The following is a 21,516-nucleotide window of genomic DNA, read 5'->3' as shown; positions in this document are numbered from 1 at the left end:
AGACTTGACCCGGTCATGTATCGAGTCAGGCGACGGCCGCGCGCCGAGTCAGGTGACTAGTCATTCCCGGCCACGTGGCCGCTGATGACCATGCGGGAAATTGGTCCCGCCGGGGTCTGTCGGCTCGAACGTCTGATTGCGTACGTTCTCTTTCTGCGGCAACTGAATACGGAGGCCCGACGCCCGCGCCCGTCGGCCCCAAGTCACGACTGACCACCTAAGGGGAGTGGGGTCGAATGTGGATCACGGATTGGACCTCCCGTGCGGCCTGTAAGGGTGCGGATCCTGACGCGTTGTTCGTTCAGGGCGCTGCCCAGAACCGGGCGAAGCTGATCTGCCGGGGATGCCCGGTCCGTACCGAGTGCCTCGCCGATGCACTGGACAACCGCATCGAGTTCGGGGTGTGGGGCGGGATGACCGAGCGCGAGCGCCGCGCGTTGCTGCGCCGGCGACCTGACGTCGACTCCTGGCGCGATCTGCTGGAGATGGCCAAGGAGGAGTACGAGCGGACGAACGAGCTGATCGCCGGCTGACGTCCGTTCCGATCACGTATGTACGGCCGGCGCCTCGGCGCCGGCCGTATCCGCGTGTTCCGGGGCGTGTTCCGGGGGAGGCCCCGAGGCGTCACCGGACGGCCGGGAGCCCGCCGGCCTGAAGGCCTCCGGGGCACTGACCGGGGCGCCACCGGGCGGCCGGGACCGGGGCACCGCGGCCGGGACCGGTGCGCTACTGGGCTGCCAGGAGCTTGCCGATCTGGCGGAGACCCTCCAGATCGTGCACGTCCTCCCACATGGCCGGCACCTCCGCGACGGGCACCGTCGGGTGGGCGGTGACGAAGTGCTCGCGCTCGCGGTGCTCGCGGGCGGCGAGCTGCATCCGGCCGGCGTGCAGCCGGAGCACGGCGGCGGCCAGATCGTGCCCGCCCCGCGACTCCAGCTCCTCGGCGGCGGCGGCGCTGCGCGCGGCCGACAGGCCCTCAGCGGGCGAGCGGTGCACCCGGTTGATCACGACGCCCGCCAGGGGCATCCGCTCCTCGGCGAGCCGTTCCACGAAGTACGACGCCTCACGCATCGCGTCGCGCTCGGGCGCGGCCACGACGACGAACGCGGTCCCGGGGGCCTGCAACAGCCGGTAGGTCTGCTCGGCGCGCGCCCGGAAGCCGCCGAAGACGGCGTCCAGCGCGGAGACGAACGTCTGCAGGTCCTTGAGCACCTGCGCGCCCAGCAGCTTGGTCATGGCCCCGGCGATCAGGCCGAAGCCCGCGTTGAACAGCTTGAACGCGCTCCGCCCGCCCGCCTTGGCGGGGGCGGTCAGCACGCGGATCAGCCGGCCGTCCAGGAAGCGGCCGAGCCGTTCCGGCGCGTCCAGGAAGTCGAGCGCGGACCGCGACGGCGGGGTGTCCACGATGATGAGGTCCCACTCACCCGACCGGCGCAGCTGGCCGAGCTTCTCCATCGCCATGTACTCCTGGGTGCCGGAGAAGCTGGACGACAGCGACTGGTAGAAGGGGTTCGTCAAGATCTGCCGGGCCCGCTCCGGGTCGGCGTGGGCCTCGATGATCTCGTCGAAGGTCCGCTTCATGTCGAGCATCATGGCGTGCAGCGTGCCGTCGCCCGCCACGTCCTCGACCGGCCGCGGGACGTTGTCCAGCTCGGTGAGGCCCATCGACTGCGCGAGCCGCCGCGCCGGATCGACGGTGAGCACGACGGCCGCCCGGCCGCGCTCGGCCGCGCGCAGCCCCAGCGCGGCCGCGGTGGTGGTCTTGCCGACGCCGCCGGAGCCGCAGCAGACGATGATCCGGGTGTCCGGGTCGTCGACGATCGCGTCGAGGTCGAGGACCGGGACGTCCCGGTGCCCGCCGGGTCGCTCGCTCATGCTGCTCCCTGGTTGCGGATCGATTCGGCCAGCTCGTACAGCCCGGCGAGGTCGACCCCGTCGGCCAGCAACGGCAGCTCGTAGCGGGGGCGGCCGGACGCGTTGAGCGACTCCCGCTCCCGCTGCTCCAGCCCGGTGCGGTGGGCGTGCTCGACGATCTCCTCGGCGAGCGCCTCGGCCACCGCGGCGGCGTCGGAGGTGCCGTCGGCGAGCCCCGCGGCCTTGAGACCGAGCGCCAGCTCGGCCGGGTCGAACCGGCCGCCGGCCGCGGCGTCCAGCACGGAGGCGGGGAGCAGCGACTCCCTGACCATGTTCGTGAAGATCCCGCCGGGCGGGAGCCCGGCGGCGGTCAGCTCGGCGAGCCCGTCGAGGGTCTCCTGGACCGGCATCTCCTCCAGGAGCGTGACGAAGTGCACGGCGGTCTCCGGGGAGGCCACCACGCCGTTCACCAGGTCGGCGTGGTTCTTGATGGGGCCGACCCTGGCCAGGCCCGCCACCTCGTTGGTGACGTTGAGGAAGCGGGTGATCCGCCCGGTCGGGGGCGCGTCGAGCACGACCGCGTCGTAGACGCGCCTGCCGTCCTTGTTCTTGCGGCGGACCGCCTCGGTGGTCTTGCCGGTCACCAGGACGTCGCGGAAGCCGGGGGCGACGGTGGTGGCGAAGTCGACGATGCCCATCTTGGTCAGGGCCTTGCCCGCCCGGCGCATGCCGTAGAACATCTCGAGGTAGTCGAGCATGGCCTCTTCGGGATCGACGGCCAGGGCGTGGACGTCCCCGCCCCCCGGCGCGACGGCGACCCGCCGCTCCTCGTACGGCAGCGGCGGCAGGTCGAAGACCTGCGCGATGCCCTGCCGGCCCTCGACCTCGACCAGCAGGACCTTGCGTCCGCCCGCGGCGAGGGCAAGGGCGAGCGCGGCGGCCACCGTGGTCTTGCCGGTGCCGCCCTTCCCGGTGACGACGTGGAGGCGTACGCCGTCCCAGTCGGTGTCGCGAGCTCTCACGTCTCGAAGGCTACCCAACCGTCACCTCACGATTCGCCCGGACCGTCCTGCTCCGGGACCCATCACGGTGATCCCGCTCACTTCCGCGGCGCGCGGCCGGCCGTACGGTCCCGAAACGGGGACGGACCAGGGGCGGAACGGGCGCGCGATCGCGGGGCGGCGTAGGGCGGACGCCGGTCGGGCCCGCCTCGCTAATGTGTCCCCCATGACGAAATGGGAGTACTCGACGGTGCCACTGCTGGTCCACGCGACCAAGCAGATCCTCGACAACTGGGGCCAGGACGGCTGGGAGCTCGTCCAGGTCGTGCCGGGGCCGAACCCCGAGCAGCTGGTCGCCTACCTGAAGCGGCCCAAGCAGTGACGCCGCAGCAGAGGCTGGACGAGCTGGGCATCGCGCTGCCGGAGGTCGCGGCGCCGCTGGCGTCCTACGTCCCGGCCGTCCGGACGGGCAACCACGTCTACACCTCGGGCCAGCTCCCGATGGTGGACGGCGGGCTCGTGGCGACGGGCAAGGTCGGCGAGAAGCTGACCGCGGAGGAGGCCGCCGGCCTCGCCGGGATCTGCGCGCTGAACGCTCTGGCCGCCGCGGCGTCGGCGGCGGGCGGCGTGGACAACATCGTGCGGATCGTCAAGGTCGTCGGCTTCGTGGCCAGCGCCCCCGACTTCACCGGGCAGCCGCAGGTGATCAACGGCGCGAGCGACCTGCTCGGCAGGGTGTTCGCCGAGACCGGCGGGCACGCCCGCAGCGCGGTGGGCGTGGCGGTCCTCCCGCTGGACGCGCCGGTGGAGGTCGAACTGATCGCCGAGGTCCGCTGACGGCGGCTCGCCGGTGGCCGGGCCGGTCCCGGCCCGGCCGCCGGGGCCGGCCGCGATTGTCCGGAGCGGCGGACCTGCCACATGATGGTCACCGAGACCGACTGTTGTTCTGGTGGAGGATCTGAATGGGCGGGTTCCCGCTTTCCGGCGCGGACGGCGAGCGCGCGCGCGACATCCTGGCCGGGCGGGCGCGGCCCGTTCCGGCCCGGGACGCCGCCACCGTGGTCCTGCTGCGCGAGGGCACCGCGAACGCCGAGGGCGTTGAGAGCGCCGGGGACGTTGAGAGCGCTGGGGGCGCGGGAGACTCCGGGAGCGCCGGAGGCATCGACGCCGGGGGGTCCGGGCACGGGAGCGTGGAGGTCTACCTGCTCCGGCGCACGGCCGCGATGGCCTTCGCGGCGGGCGCCTACGTCTTCCCCGGCGGGTCGGTGGACCCCCGGGACGCCGACCACGCGGTCGCATGGGCCGGGCCGTCGCCCGCCGAGTGGGGCGAGGTCTTCGGGGCGGACGAGAAGCTCGCCCGCGGCCTGGTGTGCGCCGCGGTGCGCGAGACGTTCGAGGAGTCGGGCGTCCTGCTCGCCGGCTCGTCCCCGACGTCCGTCGTTGCCGACACCACCGGCGACGACTGGGAGGCCGACCGGCTGGCCCTGATCGACCGGAGCCTGTCGTTCGCCGACTTCCTCGCCGGGCGCGGACTGGTCCTCCGCTCCGACCTGCTGCGGCCCTGGGGCCACTGGATCACCCCGGTGGTCGAGCCCCGGCGCTTCGACACCCGCTTCTTCGTCGCCGCCCTCCCCTCGGGCCAGCGCACCCGCGACGTCGGCGGCGAGGCCGACCAGGTGACCTGGGCCCGGCCCGCCGACGCGCTCGCCGGGGCCAGGGACGGGCGGATCCTCCTGATGCCCCCGACCTACCGCACGCTCGGCGAGCTCGCCGGGTACGCGACCGTGGCCGACGTGCTCGCCGTACGGCGGGAGATCGTCACGCTCATGCCGGAGGTCGCCGAGGTGGACGGGGAGCTGTGCCTGGTGCTCGACGGCGAGTACTTCAGGCAGGGCCGCCGGTGAGCGCGGGCGCACTTCAGGCCGGACCCCCGGTGAGCGCGGGCGCGCGAGGGGTCACGGCGAGCGGGGCGCCCGGAGGACCGGAGACCGCCCGGCGGTCCGGGGGCATGCGGCGGTCCGGGGGCATGCGGCGGTCCGGGGACGTGCGGCGGGAGGAGAGGGTGTGAGCGGGCTGCGGATACCCCTGGGCGGGCCGGACGGCTCCGGCACGGCCCACACCCTGGCGCTGCTGGCGCCCAACCCGTCCCCGATGACGCTGGACGGCACGAACACGTGGGTGATCGGCCGTGAGGACGTGGAGGAGGACGTGCTCGTCGTCGATCCCGGGCCGGACGACGAGGCGCATCTCGCGCGGGTCGCCGCCCGCCTGGCCGGGCGCAGGGTGGCGGCGATCCTGCTGACCCACGGTCACGACGACCACAGCGGCGGCGCACGGAGGTTCGCCGGGCTGGTGGGCGCGCCGGTCAGGGCGCTGGACCCCCGGCACCGTCTCGGCGACGAGGGCCTCGCCGACGGCGACGTGGTCACCGCCGGCGACCTGGAGCTGCACGTCGTCGGCACCCCCGGCCACTCGTTCGACTCGCTGTGCTTCTGGCTGCCGGAGGACCGGGCGATGCTGACCGGCGACACCGTCCTCGGCCGGGGCACCACCGTGATCGCCCCGGACGGCGACCTGGCCGACTACCTGCGGTCGCTGGACCGGCTGCGGGCGACGGCCGAACGGGCCGGGGCCGAGGCCCTGCTGCCCGGTCACGGTCCGGTGCTGGCCGATCCGGTCGGCGCGCTGGACGGCTACGTCGCGCACCGCAGGCGGCGGCTGGACCAGATCCGGGCGGCCCGCGCCCGGGGCGCGGCGACGCCGCGGGAGATCGTCGAGATCGTCTACGCGGACGTCGACCCGTCGCTCTGGCCGGCCGCCGAGATGTCGGTCCGCGCCCAGCTCGGCTACCTGGAGGGCTGACCGCGCCGTGGCCCGCCCGCCCGTACGGCCGGCCGGCCGGGCCGGTCGCGTGGGCCCGGTCGGCCGCGTGGTCCGGCAGGTCGGCCACGTGGTCCGGCCGGTCGTGGGAACGCCGTGGGAACGGTCCCAACGGTCCCGGCGGGTCCTACCGGGAGCGGTTGTGCAGGCGCTCCAGATCGAGGATGACCACGGCCTTGGCCTCGATCCGCAGCCAGCCGCGCTGGGCGAAGTCGGCGAGGGCCTTGTTCACCGTCTCCCGGGACGCGCCGACGAGCTGGGCCAGCTCCTCCTGGGTGAGGTCGTGGTGGACGCGGATGCCGTCGTCGATCCGCTGGCCGAAGCGGTCGGCCAGGTCGAGCAGCGCCTTGGCGACCCGCCCCGGGACGTCGGTGAAGACCAGGTCGGCCAGCACGTCGTTGGTGCGGCGCAGCCGCTGGGCCAGCGCCCGCAGCAGGTGCAGGGCGACCTCGGGACGGCCCGTCAGCCAGGGACGCAGGTCGTCGTGCCCGAGCCCGGCCAGCCGGACGTCGGTCAGGGCGATGGCGGAGGCGGTGCGGGGACGGGGGTCGAACAGCGACAGCTCGCCGAACATCTCACCCGGGCCGAGCACGCTCAGCAGGTTCTCCCGGCCGTCCGGCGCGGTCCTGGACAGCTTGATCTTGCCTTCGAGCACCACGTAGAGGCGGTCGCCCGTCTCGTTCTCACTGAAGAGCGTCTGCCCCTTGGACAGGGTGACCTCGGAGATGCTCGTGCGCAGCGCCGCGGCGCTCTCACGGTCGAGCGCCGCGAACAGAGGTGCCTTGCCCAGCACGTCGTCGGTGTTCACAGTGCCTCCTGTTTCACGGCTCACGCAGTCATTGTGACGTATCCCACCGCGCGGTCCCAAAGGGGGCCGTACGCGTAGGCTGTCGGGGTGGCCCGCAACATCATCCCCGCTGGTGAGACCCGGCTCGCCCTGGTCCGTCGTGCCCGGCGAATGGACCGGATCCTGGCGGAGACCTACCCCGACGCGCACTGTGAACTCGACTTCCGCGACCCGCTCGAACTGCTGGTCGCGACGATCCTGTCCGCGCAGTGCACCGACAAAAGGGTCAATCTAGTCACTCCAGCTCTTTTTATGAAATATAGAACAGCGGAGGACTACGCCGCCGCCGACCGGGCCGAACTGGAGGAGCTGATCCGGTCCACCGGCTTCTTCCGCGCCAAGGCCGCCAGCATCGTCGGCATGGCCCAGGCCGTCTGCGAGCGTCACGGCGGCGAGGTCCCCCGCAGGCTCGCCGACCTCATCAAGCTGCCCGGCGTGGGCCGCAAGACGGCGAACGTCGTGCTGGGCAACGCGTACGGTGTCCCCGGCATCACCGTGGACACCCACTTCCAGCGCCTGGCCGGCCGGTTCGGCTGGACCACGGAGACCGACCCGGTGAAGATCGAGAAGGTCGTGGGGGAGTTGATCCCCAGACGCGATTGGACGATGGCGTCCCACCGCATGATCTGGCACGGCCGCCGCATGTGCCACGCGCGCAAACCCGCCTGCGGCGTCTGCCCGCTCGCCGCCCTCTGCCCCTCGTACGGCATCGGCCCGGTCGATCCCGTCCAGGCCGGGAAACTGGTGCGGCCCGGACCGTTCTCCTGATCCGGCCGCCCGGCCCTCCCGCGGACGGGCCGGAGAGGCGGGCGGGCCGGAGAGGATCATGGAACCCGCGCGCCCTCGGCCCCCGCAGCCCCGGCTCCCGCGAACCCTCCGGAAGCGGCGGGACCCGGGAAGCAACCGGCCGGGCCGAGGTGTTGCAGAAGATCGGAGGTGTACCCGTGGAAGTTCCCGGATGGTTGGAAACCCTCGCCAGAAGAGCCGCCAAGGCGCCGGTTCCCCCGATGCTGCGCCCGCCCGCCTCCGGAGGGCGCGCCGCCGCGGTGCTGCTGCTGTTCGGTGAGGGCCCTCTCGGCCCCGACGTGCTGCTGATCCAGCGCAGCCGGCGCGGGCGTCTGCACGCGGGCCAGCCCGCGTTCCCCGGCGGCGGGGTCGATCCCGTCGACGGCGGCCCGGTCGCCGCCGCGCTGCGCGAGGCGCGGGAGGAGACCGGCCTCGACCCGGCGGGGGTGCACGTCGTCGGCACGATGCCGGAGCTGTACGTCTCGCACAGCCACAACCGGGTGACCCCGGTGCTGGGCTGGTGGCACACCCCGTGCGCGGTCCACGCGGCCTCGCCCGACGAGGTGGAGTCGGTGGAGCGGGTCCCGGTGGCCGAGCTGGTCGACCCGGTCAACCGCCTCCGGTTGCGCCACCCGAGCGGCTACAGCGGCCCGGCGTTCCGGGTGCGGGGGCTGCTGGTGTGGGGCTTCACCGCCGGAGTGCTCGACGGCGTGCTCGCCGGATCGGGATTCGAGCGGCCCTGGGACCGCTCACGGGTCGAGGACATCCCCCCGGACGTCGTCAACCTCGCCACCCGCTGACGGCCGCCCGCCGTCCCCGCCGTCCCCGCCGTCTGACGGCCGCCCGGCGCGGGCCCCGCCATCGCCTGGCGACCGTCCGCCGGTCCCGCCGCCTGACGGCCGCGCGCTCTCCTCGCCGGCGGTCGCCGGCCGCCCGTCACCGGTCGCGGCGGCCGGCCGGACGCCGTCGATCGCGCCGCCCGTCGACAGCGCCAGGCCCAGGCAGGCCCACTCGGCCACGTCGTCATCGGGGTCGGCGGCCAGCCGCCGCAGCGCCGCGAGGCCCGTGGGGTCCGGCGGTCTGCCCACGATGTTCGGCAGCGCGTAGGCCGCGCCGTACCGCACCCTCGGGTCGGGATGCTCGCTCAGGCGGATCACCGACGGCAGCGCGCGGCGGTCGTGGAGATGGCCGAAGGCGATCAGCACCGAGTACAGGACCGTCCGGTCCTCCTCGCGGGCGGCCAGCGCGCGCAGGATGGGCAGGCCGCGGTCGTTGAGGCCCAGACGGCCGAGGATGTCGGCCCCGAGCGTCCGCTCGGCCACCGTCCCGCCGTCGCACAGCCGCCGCGCCGCGGCGAGGGTCTCCAGGTCGTGCCGCTCGCCCAGCAGCCCGATCACGTGCCAGCGGACCTCGCCGTCCTCCTGGTCCCGCAGCGCGGTCTCTATGAGAGCCGCCACGGGCGCCGACCCCCCGATCGTTGCCATACGGCCACGATAACGGGCCGCACGTCGCCGAAGGAGTGCACGCGCGGGCCGGTCGGTGGATACCGTAAAGGGGTGAGTGGTGATCTCCTCGACCTTATCCTGATCGCACTGATGGTGGCCTTCGCGGTGTCGGGATACCGGCAGGGGTTCATCATCGGGGCGCTGAGCTTCGTCGGATTCGTCGGCGGAGGGCTGCTGGGCATGTTCATCGCCCCGCCGATCGCGGCCGCCGTGGTCGACGGGGAGACCGAGCGGGCGCTGCTCGCCATCGTCATCGTGTTCCTCAGCGCGACCATCGGGCAGTTCGCCTCCTCGACGATCGGCGCGGTGGTCCGCAGCCACGTCACCTGGGAGCCCGCGAAGGTCGTCGACGCGGTGGGCGGCACCTTCGCCAGCGCGTTCTCGGTGCTGGTCACCGCCTGGCTGATCGGATCGCTGCTGGCCTCCTCGCAGTTCACGCTGCTCAGCGAGCAGGTCAACAAGTCGCTGCTGATCAGCACCGTCGACCAGGCGCTGCCCACCGCGGCGAAGGACTTCCAGAAGCCGTTCAAGAGCTTCATCGACACCTCCGGCTTCCCCAAGGTCTTCGACGCCATAGGGGCGGGCCAGTTCGTCGAGGTGCCGCCGCCCGACCAGGGCGTGCTGAAGGGATCGCAGCTCTCGCGGGCCCGCCGGGGCATCGTCAAGGTCCAGGGCATCGCCACGAGCTGCCGCAGGCACATCGAGGGCACCGGCTTCGTCTACTCCCAGAACCGGATCATGACCAACGCCCACGTGGTCGCGGGCGTCGACCAGGGCCTGCAGGTCACCGACTACCTCAACAACGTCCACGACGCCAGGGTCGTGCTCTACAACCCCGACCGGGACATCGCGATCCTCTACGTCCCCGGCCTGAACCTCCCGGTCCTGCGCTTCGACGGCGGCGCCGAGAAGGGAGACGACGCGATCGTCGCGGGCTTCCCGCACGGCCACGGCTTCACACCCAACGTCGCCCGCATCCGGGGCCAGCAGAAGGCGAAGGGGCCTGACATCTACGACCGCAAGACGGTCTTCCGCGACGTCTACGCGATCCGCGGCCTGGTACGGCAGGGCAACTCCGGCGGGCCGCTGCTCTCCCCCGAGGGCAAGGTCTACGGCGTCGTCTTCGCCGCGGCCCTCGACCAGCGCGAGACGGGATACGTCCTCACCGCCGCCGAGGTCACGCCGGACGCCCAGGACGGCTCGCGGCTGGTCAACCGGGTCAGCACCCAGGAGTGCGACCAGAGCGGCGGCTGACCGGCCCTTTAGAGGAGGTCCCGGATCGCGGCGACGGCCGTCCCGGCGTCCGCGTCCCCCAGGGTCCGGGCGGTCCGGGCGACCTCTTCGTACGGCGCGCCGTACCCCTCGACCCGGTCCGCTCCCCGGGCGAGCAGCGCCGCGGCCCCGCGACGGTTGCCGCGCTGGAGGTGGGTGAGGCCGACGCAGATCTGCGCCAGCCCCTGCCACAGCTCCCGCTCCCCGGCCGGGGAGTTCTTCCACCGGCCCTCGAACACCTCGTGGGCGTGGAACGGCCGGCCCGCGCCGAGCAGCCGCCGCGCCTCCGACAGGGCTTCGGCGGCGCTCGGCGCGTAGTCGTCGGGGACGCGCTCGACGCCCTCGGCGTCGTGCGGCAGCGGCCTGCCGAAGGCGTCCCGGGGCCGCCGGTTGCGCGGCCGTCCCTCCGGGTCGCGGTCTCTGGGGATCACCGGCCGGACTCCTTCGCCGTACAGCGGGCCGGGGACGCCCCGGGGACGCGGTCGCGTGGGATCACCGGCCCGGCTCCGGATCGGCCAGCCACGAGATCAGCTCGGCGTCGAACTCCTCCGGGCGCTCCTCGTGCGGGAAGTGCCCGGCGCCGTCGATCATCTTCCACCGGTAGGGGCCGGTCACGTAGCGGCCCGAGCCGTGGGCGGTGCGCGGCAGGGCGTGGGGGTCCAGCGCGCCGTGCAGTTGCAGCGTGGGCGCGTCGATCCCCTTCCGCATCATCCTGGCGTACCGCAGCCCGTCGGGACGGAGCTGGGAGCGGGCGAACCAGCGGTGATACTCCACCGCGCAGTGGGAGACCGTGGGGATGCGGAACACCTCGCGGTAGGTCCTCGCCACGTCCTCCTCCGGCCAGCCCGGCCCCGACCACTCGTCGAGCATCCGGCCGACCTTCGCCCCGCCCCCGGCCGTCAGGAGGCGCTCGGGCAGGAACGGAAGCTGGAAGCCCAGCGCGTAGGAGGCCGCCCGAAGCTGGCCGAACGGCTCGCCGAACAGGGCCGCGCGGAGCCTGCGCGGGTGCGGGGCCGACACCGTCACCAGCCGCAGGACCGCCTTGGGGTCGCACACCGCCATCGTCCAGGCCAGCAGCCCGCCCCAGTCGTGGCCGACCACGACGGCGCCGCTCTCGCCCAGCGCCCGGATCAGCCCGGCCGCGTCACCGGCCAGCGTGGGCAGGTCGTAGCCGCGCGGCGGCTTGTCGCTGCCGCCGTAGCCGCGCAGGTCGACGGCGACGGCGCGGTATCCCGCCGCGGGCAGCGAGACGAGCTGGTTGCGCCAGGTCCACCAGAACTGCGGGAACCCGTGCAGCAGCAGCACGAGCGGCCCCTCACCGGCCTCCACCACGTGGAAGCGGGTCCCGCCGGCGTGCACCGAGCGGTGGGTCCAGGGGCCTTCGACCCGTACCAGGGACTCGTCGGGGGCGTTCACAGGTCCCGGCTCACCGGCTCACGGTGCGAACCGACCTGGCCCGCCGTCGGGGGGACGGGCGCCGCCGCGACGGGGAGGTCGCTCTCGCCGCTCTTGAGCGTCTTCAGCGAGTGCAGCGTCCGCTTCATCCCGGTCAGGCCCTTGAGCCGGCGGATGCCGAGGTAGACGAACAGGCCCGCCACCACCAGGTAGAACACCGTGACGATCGCGAACGCCAGCCACGTCCAGACGCCGAGGGCGACCAGCCCGTAGGCGATGGCGAACGAGGCCAGGATCAGGCAGAGGTGGGCCATGAACGCGGCGGCGCCGAACAGACCGGCCGCCACGCCGGCCCGCTTGGCGTCGAACCTGAGCTCGGACTTGGCCAGCTCGATCTCGGCGCGGACCAGGGTGGAGATCTGGTCGGTGGCCGCGGCGACCAGCGAGCCCAGCGACTCCTCCTGGGGTTCCGCGGGTGGGATCTGCGTCATTAGGGTTCTCCAATCAAGCACCGGTGTCGACCATCATCCTGCGTGCGGAGTGTTCGCGCACGCGCACCCTGAGCAGGACCGCCGCCAGGACCGAGGCGATGAGGCTCGCCGCCAGCACGCCGACGGTCACGGCGTTCGCCCGCCCCGGGTCGCCGCCGTAGGCCAGGTCTCCGATGAGCAGGGAGACGGTGAAGCCGATTCCCGCCAGGGTGGACACGGCCGCCATGTCCCGCCAGCTCAGCTCCGCGGCCAGCCTCGCCAGGCCGAGCCGTACGGCCAGCCAGGCGCCGCCGAAGACGCCGATGAACTTGCCGACGACCAGGCCCGCGACCACGCCGAGCACCACCCGGTCGCCGGCCGCGTCGCCGAGCCCGGCCAGGTCGAGCGGGACCCCGGCGGACAGCAACGCGAAGACGGGCACGGCGAGGCCCGCCGAGAGGGGGCGGATCCGGTGGTCGGCCCGTTCGGCGGGGGAGCCCGTCTCACCCGGCGCGGCGTGCACTCGCGTCATCAGTCCCAGCGCTACCCCGGCGACGGTCGGGTGAACACCGCTGATCTCCACGGCGTACCAGGCGGCCAGGGCGAGCGGGAGGTAGATCCACAGACCGCGGACCCGGCGGGCCTGGAGCAGGCCGTACAGGGCGATGATCGCCGCTCCGGCCAGCAGGGCGAGGAGGTTCAGGTCGTGGCTGAAGAAGACGGCGATGACGGTGATCGCCCCGAGGTCGTCCACGACGGCGCAGGTCAGCAGGAACGCCCGGAGTGCGGCCGGCATCGCGCTCGCGGTCACGGCGAGCACGGCGAGGGCGAAGGCGATGTCGGTGGCGGTGGGGATGGCCCAGCCGCGGGCCGCGTCCGGCGCGCCCCGGCTCACCACGAGGTAGACCAGGGCGGGCACGACCATCCCGGCGATCGCCGCGATGACGGGCAGCGCGGCCTTGCGGAGGTTGGCGAGCTCGCCGTGGACGAACTCCTCCTTGACCTCGACGCCGGCGACGAAGAAGAAGACCGCGAGCAGGCCGTGCTGGGCCCACCGGTACAGCTCCAGATCGAGGCCCAGGGCCTGTGGGCCGAAGGAGGCGGCGCGCAGCGCCTCGTAGGAGTCGTGGGAGACGTTGGCCCAGACCAGCGCGGCGACCGCGGCCAGCAGCATGACGACGCCGCCGACGGTCTCGGCGCGCAGCGCCTCGGCGACCTGGCGGCTGTACCGGATGGTGGGTCCGAAAGGCCAGATCTCGGCGGGACGGCGTGCGGGACGGGGCATGGGACCTCCTGGCAACGCGGCGGAGGTCGTTCCCCCACCGGCCGACCAGACTTCCCGGCACACCTGCCCGTCAGCCTACATGGGGTGGAAAATCCCTTTTCGGCCCGTGTGGCCCCGCGGGTCCGTGGATTCACGGCCCGCGGGGCCACACGGGCCGGGGGTCACTCGTCGCTCTTGGCGCTGGGGAGTTTCTCGGAGATGAGGTTCATCACCGTGCTGTCGGCGAGCGTGGTGACGTCGCCGATGCTGCGGTTCTCGGCCACGTCGCGCAGGAGACGCCGCATGATCTTGCCGGAGCGGGTCTTCGGCAGCTCGGGGACCACCAGGATCTGCCGCGGCTTGGCGATCGGGCCCAGCGTCTTCGCCACGTGGTTCCGCAGCTCGGCGGCGACGTCGTCGCTCTCCTCGGCGTTGCCGCGCAGGATCACGAACGCCACGATGGCCTGGCCGGTGACCGGGTCGGTGGCGCCGACCACCGCGGCCTCGGCGACCTTCGGGTGGGAGACCAGGGCCGACTCCACCTCGGTGGTGGAGATGTTGTGGCCGGAGACGAGCATGACGTCGTCGACCCGGCCGAGCAGCCAGATGTCACCGTCCTCGTCCTTCTTGGCGCCGTCGCCCGCGAAGTACATGCCCTCGAAGCGCGACCAGTAGGTGTCGATGTAGCGCTGGTCGTCACCCCAGATCGTGCGGAGCATCGACGGCCACGGGTCGCGGATCGCGAGGTAGCCGCCACCGCCGTTGGGCACGGAGTTGCCCTGGTCGTCGACCACGTCGGCGCTGATGCCGGGCAGCGGGCGCATGGCCGCGCCGGGCTTGGCCGCGGTGACGCCGGGCAGCGGGCTGATCATGACGCCGCCGGTCTCGGTCTGCCACCAGGTGTCCACCACCGGGCATCGCTCGCCGCCGATGTGCTCGCGGTACCAGACGTACGCCTCGGGGTTGATCGGCTCGCCGACGCTTCCCAGGACGCGCAGGGACGACATGTCGTACTTGGCGGGGATGTCGTCACCCCACTTCATGAAGGTGCGGATCGCCGTGGGAGCGGTGTAGAGGATCGTGACCCCGTACTTCTGCACGATCTCCCAGAACCGGCCGCGGTGCGGGGTGTCCGGGGTGCCCTCGTAGATGACGCTGGTCGCGCCGTTGGCCAGCGGGCCGTACACGATGTAGGAGTGGCCGGTCACCCAGCCGATGTCGGCGGTGCACCAGTAGACGTCGGTGTCGGGCTTGAGGTCGAACACCGCGTCATGGGTGTAGGCGACCTGGGTGAGATAGCCGCCGGTGGTGTGCAGGATGCCCTTGGGCCTGCCGGTCGTCCCGCTGGTGTAGAGGATGAACAGCGGGTCCTCGGCGCCGTTCGCCTGGACCTCGTGGGTCTCGGACTGCCGGTCCACCAGGTCGTGCCACCAGACGTCCTTGTCGGTCCAGTCCACCTCCTGGCCGGTCCGCCGCACGACCAGGACGTGCTCGATGCCGGGGCACTCCTTGACCGCCTCGTCCACGGTCGGCTTGAGAGCGCTGGGGGCGCCTCTGCGGTAGCCGCCGTCGGCGGTCACCACGAGCTTGGCGTCGGCGTCCTTGATCCGGCCGCTGAGCGCGCTCGCGGAGAAGCCGCCGAACACCACCGAGTGGATCGCGCCGATGCGGGCGCAGGCCAGCATCGTGATCGGCAGCTCGGGGATCATGGGCATGTAGACGGCGACCCGGTCGCCCCTGCCCACGCCCAGCTCCCGCAGCGCGTTCGCCGTCTTGGAGACCTCGCGCTGCAGGTCGGCGTAGGTGAGGGTACGGCTGTCGCCCTCGGGCTCGCCCTCCCAGTGGTAGGCGACCTTGTCGCCGCGGCCCGCCTCGACATGGCGGTCGACGCAGTTGTAGGCGACGTTGAGCTCTCCGCCGACGAACCACTTGGCGAAGGGCGGGTTCCACTCCAGCGTGGTGTCCCAGCGCCTGGACCAGGCGAGCCGGTCGGCCTGCTTCTCCCAGAACGCCAGGCGGTCCGCCTCGGCCTCCGTGTAGGCGTCGGCCGTCACGTTGGCGGCCGCGGCGAGGGCGGCGGGAGGCGCGAACCGCCGGGTCTCCTGCAGCAGGTTCGACAAGGTCTCCTGGGTCTCACGCGACTCGGAACCAGGGGTCTCCGGGGTCACTGCGCACTCCTTACGTACGGCCGGTCGGTCTGGACGGTCCCACTTCACCAGGCTGGCGGTGCCCGCCACAAGAGGTCTAGACAGGTCTGTACCAACCGGTGATAGGGGGTCGGCGCGGTTCACAAAGGTCTCGACGGCCGATGACGCGCGTCGGAAAACCGTTGTGCTTTCGACACCATAAGAATGGATAAAGCGTTATTCACATGGTTTTACAGGGGGTTGCGGTGGGCGGTGGTATGCGTTCGCCGAACGGCGTGGCGCGCGTTTCCCGTCGCACGCACCGGGCGTTTCGGCGACGGGCCAAATCGGCCCGACGATCCGATCCGGTCCGGTCCGGCCCCGGCCGGAGACCGGCGGCGCCGTATCGGGGGCAGGAGGAGGAACGGAGACTGGGCGCGGGGAGAGGGGAGAACGGTGCGATGCCACCCGGAGCGCGGGCCGGATGCTCCGCCGGATGTTCTGCCGCTCGCTTCGCCGGGCGAGGGCCGGGTTTCGCCGCTCGCTTCGCCGGGTGAGGGCCGGGTTTCGCCGTACGGGGCGCGCGGCCGGAGACCGCCACGGGGACGCGCGGCCACAGGCCCGGCGGGCCGGGACGCCCGGCCGTGGGCTCGCCACGCGGATCCCTCGGGGTTCGGGGCCCGGGGTTCGGAGCGGTCCCGGGATCGTCCGGCGGGCGGCGGCGGTCCTTTGTTGACCGGCCGGTAGGGTCGGGGACGTGAACGACCCATTGGCTGCCATCTCCGAGCTCCCCGGGGTGCCCGAGGCCGTCGCCGAGGCGCGCGCGGCCGTGGACCGGCTCTACCGGCATCGCGTGCTGCGGCGCAAGAGCCCGCAGGTGTCGGCCATGTCCGCGCTGCACGGGGCACGCGCGTCCGCCGCGCTGGACGGTGCGGACGTCCCCCTCGAAGCCATCCCCGAGGCCACCGACCCGGTCGTCCAGGGCGCGCTGCGCGTCTCGGCCGAGCTCGGCCGGCTCGGCCCCACGTGGCGTACGGCGCCGCGCCAGGTGCTGGCCAGGCTGCACACCCTCGCCGCGACCGGCCTGACCGAGGACCTCGGGCGGCCCCGGACCGCCGCGGAGGCGCCCGACCCCCTGGGAGTGGGCCCCGCGCCCGGCCCTGAGGAGACGGTGGCCCGGGTGGACGGGCTGGTGGGCCTCGTCACGGGGACGTCCACGGCGCCGGCCCTGGTGCTCGCCGCCATCGTGCACGCGGAGCTGGCGGTGCTGCGGCCGTTCGGGTCGGCGGACGGCGTGGTCGCCCGGGCCGCGGAGCGGCTGAGCCTGGTGGAGTTCGGCCTCGACCCCAAGTCCCTGGTGGCCGTCGAGGTGGGTCACGCCGAGCTCGGTTCCGGCTACCCGGAGGCCCTGCGTTCCTACCTCCTCGGCACCCCGGAAGGGGTGGCGCGCTGGGTGCGGCACTGCGCCTCGGCGGTGACCCTCGGAGTGCGGGAGGCCACGGCGATCTGCGAGTCCATGCAGCGCGGCTGACCGGACCCCGGATGCGCCGGGGCCTCCCGCACTCCGAAGCGGACGGCGTGCCGGTGGGACGTCCGGTTCGATCGGGTACGCCGGTGGGGCGTTCGGTCCGGTCAGGTGTGCCGGTGGGGCGTCCGGTCCGGTCACAGGCGCGGCCCGGCCGCAGTCGCGTCCCGGTCACAGGCGCGGCCCGGCCCCGGTCGCGGACATAGCAGACGGCGCTCCTGGTGTGGAGCGCCGTCGCTGGCACGTCCAGACGGGTTACCAGGCGTGCACCCTGATGTCACTGAGCGGGTTGGAGCCCGCTCCGACATGCCTCCCGCGGCTCGGCGGCACGTGGGTGCCCGATGGCCATGCCCCGGACAAGTGGTCCGTTGAACCCTTTCTATGCCGGATCGAGGCGGATGGGAACCCCTGAGACCAAGACCTTTACAGCCCGAGGGACATTCATGGACCAACCTCACTTGTCCGACATAGGGGACATGAGAGTACAAACTGGGAATCGTGTCTGCCATGTCACTCTTCGTGTCCGCGGGGCCTCAACGGTGGGGAGCGGTGAATGAGCAGTTCCTCGCGACGGAATCGTTACCTTAGAAAAACCGTAAGAAATCGCCGTTTACTCCTCGACGAAACTCAAGTCGATCGGGCAGCATTAGGGCGTATCCCCGTACCGGGGCGGCAACGGACGAGTTCGTTCGGAAGTGATCCCGTTCCGCCTCGGATACCGCTGAAGGCTTTCTTCTGAAACGGGACCGGCTCTACCCCCCCAGAGCCGGACCGATCGGCGACCCCCGCTCTCCCCCCTGCGGGGGTCGCCGCTTTTCCGGCCTCAGTCCCGGTCGTGTTCCCGGCGGTCTCTCCGGCCTGGTTCCGGCTCCGTTCTCCCCTCCGCCCGCGTGCTCGTACCCCTTCGCGGCCCCGGGCCCCTTCGGAGCAGGGCGCACGGGTCCGTCCGTACGGCGCGCCGATCCTGCTGTCCACAGGGGGTGGCCGCGCCGCCGGAGTTTTCCACAGAGCGGTGTTCGGCGCCCCGGGGACGGGCGCCTTCCCCGGAAAGTGGGCCTTCCGTATTTCAGGGAGGCACCCATGGACCGCCCGCTGGTCATCACCGAAGACCCCGACCTGCTCGACGACCTGCTCCGCGTCGCGGCCGCAGCCGGAGCCGAGCTGGACGTCGCCCACGCCCCGGCACACGCCCGGCCCTACTGGAACCGCGCGCCGCTGGTCGTGGTCGGCAGCGACCTGGCCGACGCCCTGGCCGCCACCGGGCCACCACCCAGACCTCGCGTCCTGCTGGTCACCCGCGCTCCGGAAGAACCCGACACCTGGCGCAGATGTGTGGCGGTCGGCGCCCAGTCCGTCCTCGAACTGCCGTCGGCCGAGCGGCGACTGGTCGACGAGTTCGCCGACGTCGTGGAGCCGGCCGAGCGAGCGGGGCGCGTGGTCTGCGTCGTGGGCGGGAGCGGCGGGGCGGGGGCCAGCGTCCTGGCCGCGTCGCTGGCGCTGAGCGCCTCCCGTCGCCGCCTCCGTACCCTCCTGGTGGACGCCGATCCGCTCGGCGGCGGCCTCGACCTGCTCCTCGGCCAGGAGGAGGCCGAAGGGGCCCGCTGGCCCGACCTGGTCGCCCGCGAGGGCAGGATCAGCTTCACCGCCCTCCAGGCCGCCCTGCCCTCCTTCGCCGAGCTGACCCTGCTCTCCTTCCACCGCGGGGAGGCCCAGGCCATCCCCGCCGAGGCGATGCGTTCGGTCCTCGAATCGGGCACGCGGGGTTTCGATCTGGTGATCGTCGATCTCCCTCGCCGCCTCGATCCGGCCGCGGCGGAGGCGCTCGGCCGGGCCGCCTTCACCCTGCTCGTGGTCACTGCCGATGTGCGCGGCGTGCTGGCCGCCGCCCAGGTCCTGACCGGGCTGCGCGAGCACACGGGTGAGGTGCGCGTCGTCGTGCGCGGCGGGGTCCTCGAAGAGAGCGTGGTCACCGCCTCGCTGGGCGTCCCCTCCGTGGGCGTCCTGCCCGACCAGCCCCGGCTCGCCGCCGCGCTCAACCGCGGTGACGCCCCGCCGGTCGGCCGCCGCACCTCCCTCGGCCGTTTCTGCTCCTCGTTCCTGAACTCGCTGTACGGGCCCGAGAACGGCGCCGGGGCATGAGCCGGGAACCGGCTGTGGGCCGTGCCGGCGACCGCTCCGCGGGCACGGCCGCGGCCGTCTCACCCGACCTGGTGGAAGCGGTCCGCGTACGGCTGGCCCGGGCCGGCGTCGAGCCCAGCGCCGCGCACGTCGCCGCCGCACTCAGAGCCGAGCGCGCGGTGCTCGGTGACGCCGAGATACTGGCGGTCGCCCGGGCCCTGTGCGCGGACCTGATCGGAGCGGGCCCGCTGGAGCCCCTGCTGGCCGAGACCGAGGTCACCGACGTGCTGGTGAACGGCCCGCGCGAGGTGTGGGTCGACGACGGATGCGGTCTGCGCCGGACGCCGATCGTCTTCCCCGGCGAGGACGCGGTCCGGCGGCTCGCCCAGCGCCTCGCCGCGGCGGCGGGGCGGCGACTTGACGACGCCTGCCCCTACGTCGACGCCCGGCTCCCCGGCGGCGTCCGGCTCCACGCCGTCCTGCCGCCGGTGGCGCCCGGGGGCACCTGCCTGTCCCTGCGACTCCCACCCCGCCGCGCCTTCGCCCTCGCCGACCTCGTCGAGGCGGGCGCGATCGGAGCCGGCACCGTCCCGGTGCTCACCGCGGTGGTCGAGTCCAGGCTCGCCTTCCTCGTCACCGGCGGCACCGGCACGGGCAAGACCACACTGCTGTCGAGCCTGCTGTCCCTCGCCGACCCCGGTGACCGGCTGCTGCTCGTGGAGGACTCCGCGGAGCTGAGGCCGGAGCACCCGCACGTGGTGCGCCTGGAATCCCGCCCGGCCAACCTTGAGGGAGTGGGCGGCGTCTGCCTGCGCGACCTCGTCCGCCAGGCACTCCGGATGCGCCCGGACCGCCTTGTCGTCGGCGAGGTGCGGGGTGCCGAGGTCGTCGACCTCCTCGCCGCGCTGAACACCGGGCACGAGGGCGGCTGCGGCACCCTCCACGCCAACACCGCGACCGATGTGCCGCCCCGGCTGGAGGCCCTGGCGTGCGCCGCGGGTCTCAGCCGCGAGGCCGTCCACAGTCAGATCGCCGCCGCTCTGGACGTCGTCATCCACCTTGTCCGCGACCACGCCGACGGCCGCCGCCGGGTGGCCGAGATCTGCATGATGATCCGCCGCCCTTCGGGTCTGGTGGAGGCCGAACCGGCCCTCACCTTCCCGTCCGGGGGCGAGGTGATCCCCGGCCCCGGGTTCGTGGCCCTCAGCGCGCGGATCCCTGACATCACCACCGTGGCGGCCCGTCCGGTGTGCCGGGTCTCCACCCCCGAGCGTCACACCCCCGGTCCTCCCGCCTCCGGGCCTCCTGGCCACGGCACGTCGGAGGCATGGCCGTGACGGCGGCGGCCGTGTTCCTCGTCTCCCTGGCAGTCTGGCTGTGGACCGGGCCGGACCCGGGGACGGCGCGTCTCCTCCGGATGGGCCGTCGTCCGTTCCTCCGGGTTTCCTCCCTGAAGGAGAGGGTCACCCGCCGTTCCAGGCCCGCCAGACGCGCCGCGGCCTGGCGGGCCGCCTCCTTGGAGCTGTGCCAGGGGCTGGCGGCGGAGCTGACCGCGGGGCGGACACCCGGTGAGGCGCTGGCCCGGGCCGCGGCGGTCGCGGAGTTCCCCGACCCGGTGGCGGTCCGGCCGCTGGTGGCGGCGGCCAGAGACGGGGGCGACGTTCCGGCCGCCCTGCTGGCCGCCGCACCGGAGCAAGGGGGAGAGGCGTTCCGCGGTCTGGCCGCCTGCTGGCGGGTGAGTGCGACCGCAGGGGCGGGATTGTCGGCCCTCGTCGACCGGGTGACCGCTTCGCTGAGGGAGGCCCAGGCGCATCGCCAGGAGGTCACCGCCCAGCTCGCCGGCCCGCGTGCCACCGCACGCCTACTGGCGGTCCTGCCGGCCCTCGGCCTGATCATGGCCACCGGGCTCGGCATGCGGCCGCTGCGCTTCCTGTTCGGCGGCCCGGCGGGGTTCGGCTGCCTGCTCGCCGGGCTGGCGCTCGACGGCTGCGGCCTGTGGTGGACCCACCGCCTGGCGGCTCGCGCGGAACGCTCCTGACCGTGGAGCGGGAGCGGCCACCAGAAGGCCACCAGAAGGCCGGCGGAAGGAGCGGCGGAAGGAGGGGCCACGGACCGGGAAGCGGCGGGCTCAGGCGGCCACGGGCACCGGAGGCGGTGCGCTCCGGGGCGGTGAGCCCGCGAAGGCACGAAAGCCGGAGAGTCGCGGGGTCCGGAAAGCGCGGGGTGCCGGAAGTCCGGGGTGCCGGAAGTTCGAGGTTCGGAAGCGTGAGGAACGACTCGGGAGAGGCAGATGATCGGACTGGTCACCGTCATGCTCACCGCGCTCGCGGGATGGCTGTGGATACCACCTGACGACCCGGCTCGGCGCGTCCACCGGATTCACCGGGCCGGGCGAGCCAAGGGCCCATCAAGTCCGTCAGGCCCGCCGGGCTCACCGGGCTCACCGGGCTCGGTGGCTCCGGCGAGCCCGTGG

Annotated in this window: 21 protein-coding genes; 12 read left to right on the top strand and 9 right to left on the bottom strand. The window is 73.3% G+C overall.

Going from position 1 to position 21,516, the window contains the following annotated elements; translation table 11 throughout:
• Positions 1–236 precede the first annotated feature (236 nt).
• On the top strand, positions 237–533 hold the full coding sequence (locus ACFYSC_RS26115) for a WhiB family transcriptional regulator (RefSeq protein ID WP_179820724.1): 297 nt from the start codon (positions 237–239) through the stop codon (positions 531–533).
• 193 nt (positions 534–726) lie between these two features.
• On the opposite strand, the gene ACFYSC_RS26110 is transcribed toward ACFYSC_RS26115, so the two are convergent.
• Together ACFYSC_RS26110 and ACFYSC_RS26105 are read right to left on the bottom strand one after the other, a co-directional pair.
• Positions 727–1,875, bottom strand: coding sequence for an ArsA family ATPase (locus tag ACFYSC_RS26110; protein WP_389966707.1), 1,149 nt, complete (start codon positions 1,873–1,875; stop codon positions 727–729).
• On the bottom strand, positions 1,872–2,876 hold the full coding sequence (locus ACFYSC_RS26105) for an ArsA-related P-loop ATPase (RefSeq protein WP_389966704.1): 1,005 nt from the start codon (positions 2,874–2,876) through the stop codon (positions 1,872–1,874). Before ACFYSC_RS26105 ends, ACFYSC_RS26110 begins: the two co-directional genes overlap by 4 nt.
• A 205-nt stretch (positions 2,877–3,081) precedes the next feature.
• Here ACFYSC_RS26105 and ACFYSC_RS26100 point away from each other — a divergent pair, with 205 nt between their 5' ends.
• The 4 genes from ACFYSC_RS26100 (at position 3,082) to ACFYSC_RS26085 (ending at position 5,717) form a co-directional block, all read left to right on the top strand.
• Entirely contained in the window at positions 3,082–3,237 is a 156-nt protein-coding gene (locus ACFYSC_RS26100) for a DUF4177 domain-containing protein (RefSeq protein ID WP_012887236.1), read from the top strand.
• Positions 3,234–3,692, top strand: a complete 459-nt coding sequence (locus ACFYSC_RS26095; protein WP_389966701.1) for a RidA family protein — start codon at positions 3,234–3,236, stop codon at positions 3,690–3,692. The genes ACFYSC_RS26100 and ACFYSC_RS26095 overlap by 4 nt, the downstream gene beginning before the upstream one ends.
• 125 nt (positions 3,693–3,817) lie before the next feature.
• On the top strand, positions 3,818–4,759 hold the full coding sequence (locus ACFYSC_RS26090) for an NUDIX hydrolase (RefSeq protein ID WP_389966698.1): 942 nt from the start codon (positions 3,818–3,820) through the stop codon (positions 4,757–4,759).
• A 160-nt stretch (positions 4,760–4,919) separates the two neighbouring features.
• Complete coding sequence (locus tag ACFYSC_RS26085) at positions 4,920–5,717, top strand: MBL fold metallo-hydrolase (RefSeq protein ID WP_389966695.1); 798 nt, start codon at positions 4,920–4,922, stop codon at positions 5,715–5,717.
• 145 nt (positions 5,718–5,862) lie between these two features.
• Here ACFYSC_RS26085 and ACFYSC_RS26080 read toward each other — a convergent pair whose 3' ends face one another.
• Positions 5,863–6,543 (bottom strand): Crp/Fnr family transcriptional regulator, encoded by a 681-nt coding sequence (locus ACFYSC_RS26080; protein ID WP_179820706.1) that lies wholly within the window; start codon positions 6,541–6,543, stop codon positions 5,863–5,865.
• An 87-nt stretch (positions 6,544–6,630) separates the two neighbouring features.
• On the opposite strand from ACFYSC_RS26080, the gene nth reads away from it, so the two are divergent.
• Entirely contained in the window at positions 6,631–7,350 is a 720-nt protein-coding gene (gene nth / locus ACFYSC_RS26075; protein WP_389966692.1) for an endonuclease III, read from the top strand.
• A 239-nt stretch (positions 7,351–7,589) separates the two neighbouring features.
• The gene (locus ACFYSC_RS26070; RefSeq protein ID WP_389967135.1) at positions 7,590–8,168 is read left to right on the top strand and encodes an NUDIX hydrolase; all 579 of its coding nucleotides are present in this window, start codon (positions 7,590–7,592) and stop codon (positions 8,166–8,168) included.
• Here ACFYSC_RS26070 and ACFYSC_RS26065 read toward each other — a convergent pair.
• Positions 8,118–8,852, bottom strand: a complete 735-nt coding sequence (locus tag ACFYSC_RS26065; RefSeq protein ID WP_389966689.1) for a HEAT repeat domain-containing protein — start codon at positions 8,850–8,852, stop codon at positions 8,118–8,120. The genes ACFYSC_RS26070 and ACFYSC_RS26065 overlap by 51 nt on opposite strands.
• 72 nt (positions 8,853–8,924) lie before the next feature.
• Between ACFYSC_RS26065 and ACFYSC_RS26060 the strand changes: the two genes are divergently transcribed.
• Positions 8,925–10,127, top strand: coding sequence for a MarP family serine protease (locus ACFYSC_RS26060; RefSeq protein ID WP_362941217.1), 1,203 nt, complete (start codon positions 8,925–8,927; stop codon positions 10,125–10,127).
• 8 nt (positions 10,128–10,135) lie between these two features.
• On the opposite strand, the gene ACFYSC_RS26055 is transcribed toward ACFYSC_RS26060, so the two are convergent.
• From ACFYSC_RS26055 to acs, 5 genes are all read right to left on the bottom strand, one after another.
• Complete coding sequence (locus ACFYSC_RS26055; protein ID WP_389966685.1) at positions 10,136–10,576, bottom strand: DUF309 domain-containing protein; 441 nt, start codon at positions 10,574–10,576, stop codon at positions 10,136–10,138.
• A 61-nt stretch (positions 10,577–10,637) separates the two neighbouring features.
• Positions 10,638–11,561: an alpha/beta fold hydrolase gene (locus tag ACFYSC_RS26050; protein WP_389966682.1), complete on the bottom strand. Its 924-nt coding sequence runs from the start codon at positions 11,559–11,561 to the stop codon at positions 10,638–10,640.
• Entirely contained in the window at positions 11,558–12,031 is a 474-nt protein-coding gene (locus ACFYSC_RS26045; protein WP_389966679.1) for a phage holin family protein, read from the bottom strand. Before ACFYSC_RS26045 ends, ACFYSC_RS26050 begins: the two co-directional genes overlap by 4 nt.
• A 13-nt stretch (positions 12,032–12,044) precedes the next feature.
• Positions 12,045–13,295 (bottom strand): Na+/H+ antiporter NhaA, encoded by a 1,251-nt coding sequence (gene nhaA / locus ACFYSC_RS26040; protein ID WP_389966676.1) that lies wholly within the window; start codon positions 13,293–13,295, stop codon positions 12,045–12,047.
• Positions 13,296–13,456: 161 nt separating this feature from the next.
• A complete protein-coding gene (gene acs, locus ACFYSC_RS26035) occupies positions 13,457–15,442 on the bottom strand; it encodes an acetate--CoA ligase (RefSeq protein ID WP_389966672.1) in 1,986 nt (661 codons plus the stop codon).
• Positions 15,443–16,157: 715 nt separating this feature from the next.
• Here acs and ACFYSC_RS26030 point away from each other — a divergent pair.
• From ACFYSC_RS26030 to ACFYSC_RS26015, 4 genes are all read left to right on the top strand, one after another.
• Positions 16,158–16,931 (top strand): oxidoreductase, encoded by a 774-nt coding sequence (locus ACFYSC_RS26030; protein ID WP_389966669.1) that lies wholly within the window; start codon positions 16,158–16,160, stop codon positions 16,929–16,931.
• Positions 16,932–18,005: 1,074 nt separating this feature from the next.
• Entirely contained in the window at positions 18,006–19,064 is a 1,059-nt protein-coding gene (gene ssd, locus ACFYSC_RS26025) for a septum site-determining protein Ssd (protein WP_389966666.1), read from the top strand.
• Positions 19,061–20,380, top strand: coding sequence for a TadA family conjugal transfer-associated ATPase (locus ACFYSC_RS26020; protein ID WP_389966663.1), 1,320 nt, complete (start codon positions 19,061–19,063; stop codon positions 20,378–20,380). Before ssd ends, ACFYSC_RS26020 begins: the two co-directional genes overlap by 4 nt.
• The gene (locus ACFYSC_RS26015) at positions 20,371–21,081 is read left to right on the top strand and encodes a type II secretion system F family protein (RefSeq protein ID WP_389966660.1); all 711 of its coding nucleotides are present in this window, start codon (positions 20,371–20,373) and stop codon (positions 21,079–21,081) included. Before ACFYSC_RS26020 ends, ACFYSC_RS26015 begins: the two co-directional genes overlap by 10 nt.
• Positions 21,082–21,516 lie beyond the last annotated feature (435 nt).

The sequence above is a fragment of the Streptosporangium sp. NPDC004379 genome (assembly GCF_042873875.1).
Taxonomy (GTDB): domain Bacteria; phylum Actinomycetota; class Actinomycetes; order Streptosporangiales; family Streptosporangiaceae; genus Streptosporangium.
The sequence above is the reverse complement of the archived record's forward strand: the minus strand, read 5'-3'. Positions and strand labels throughout refer to the sequence as shown.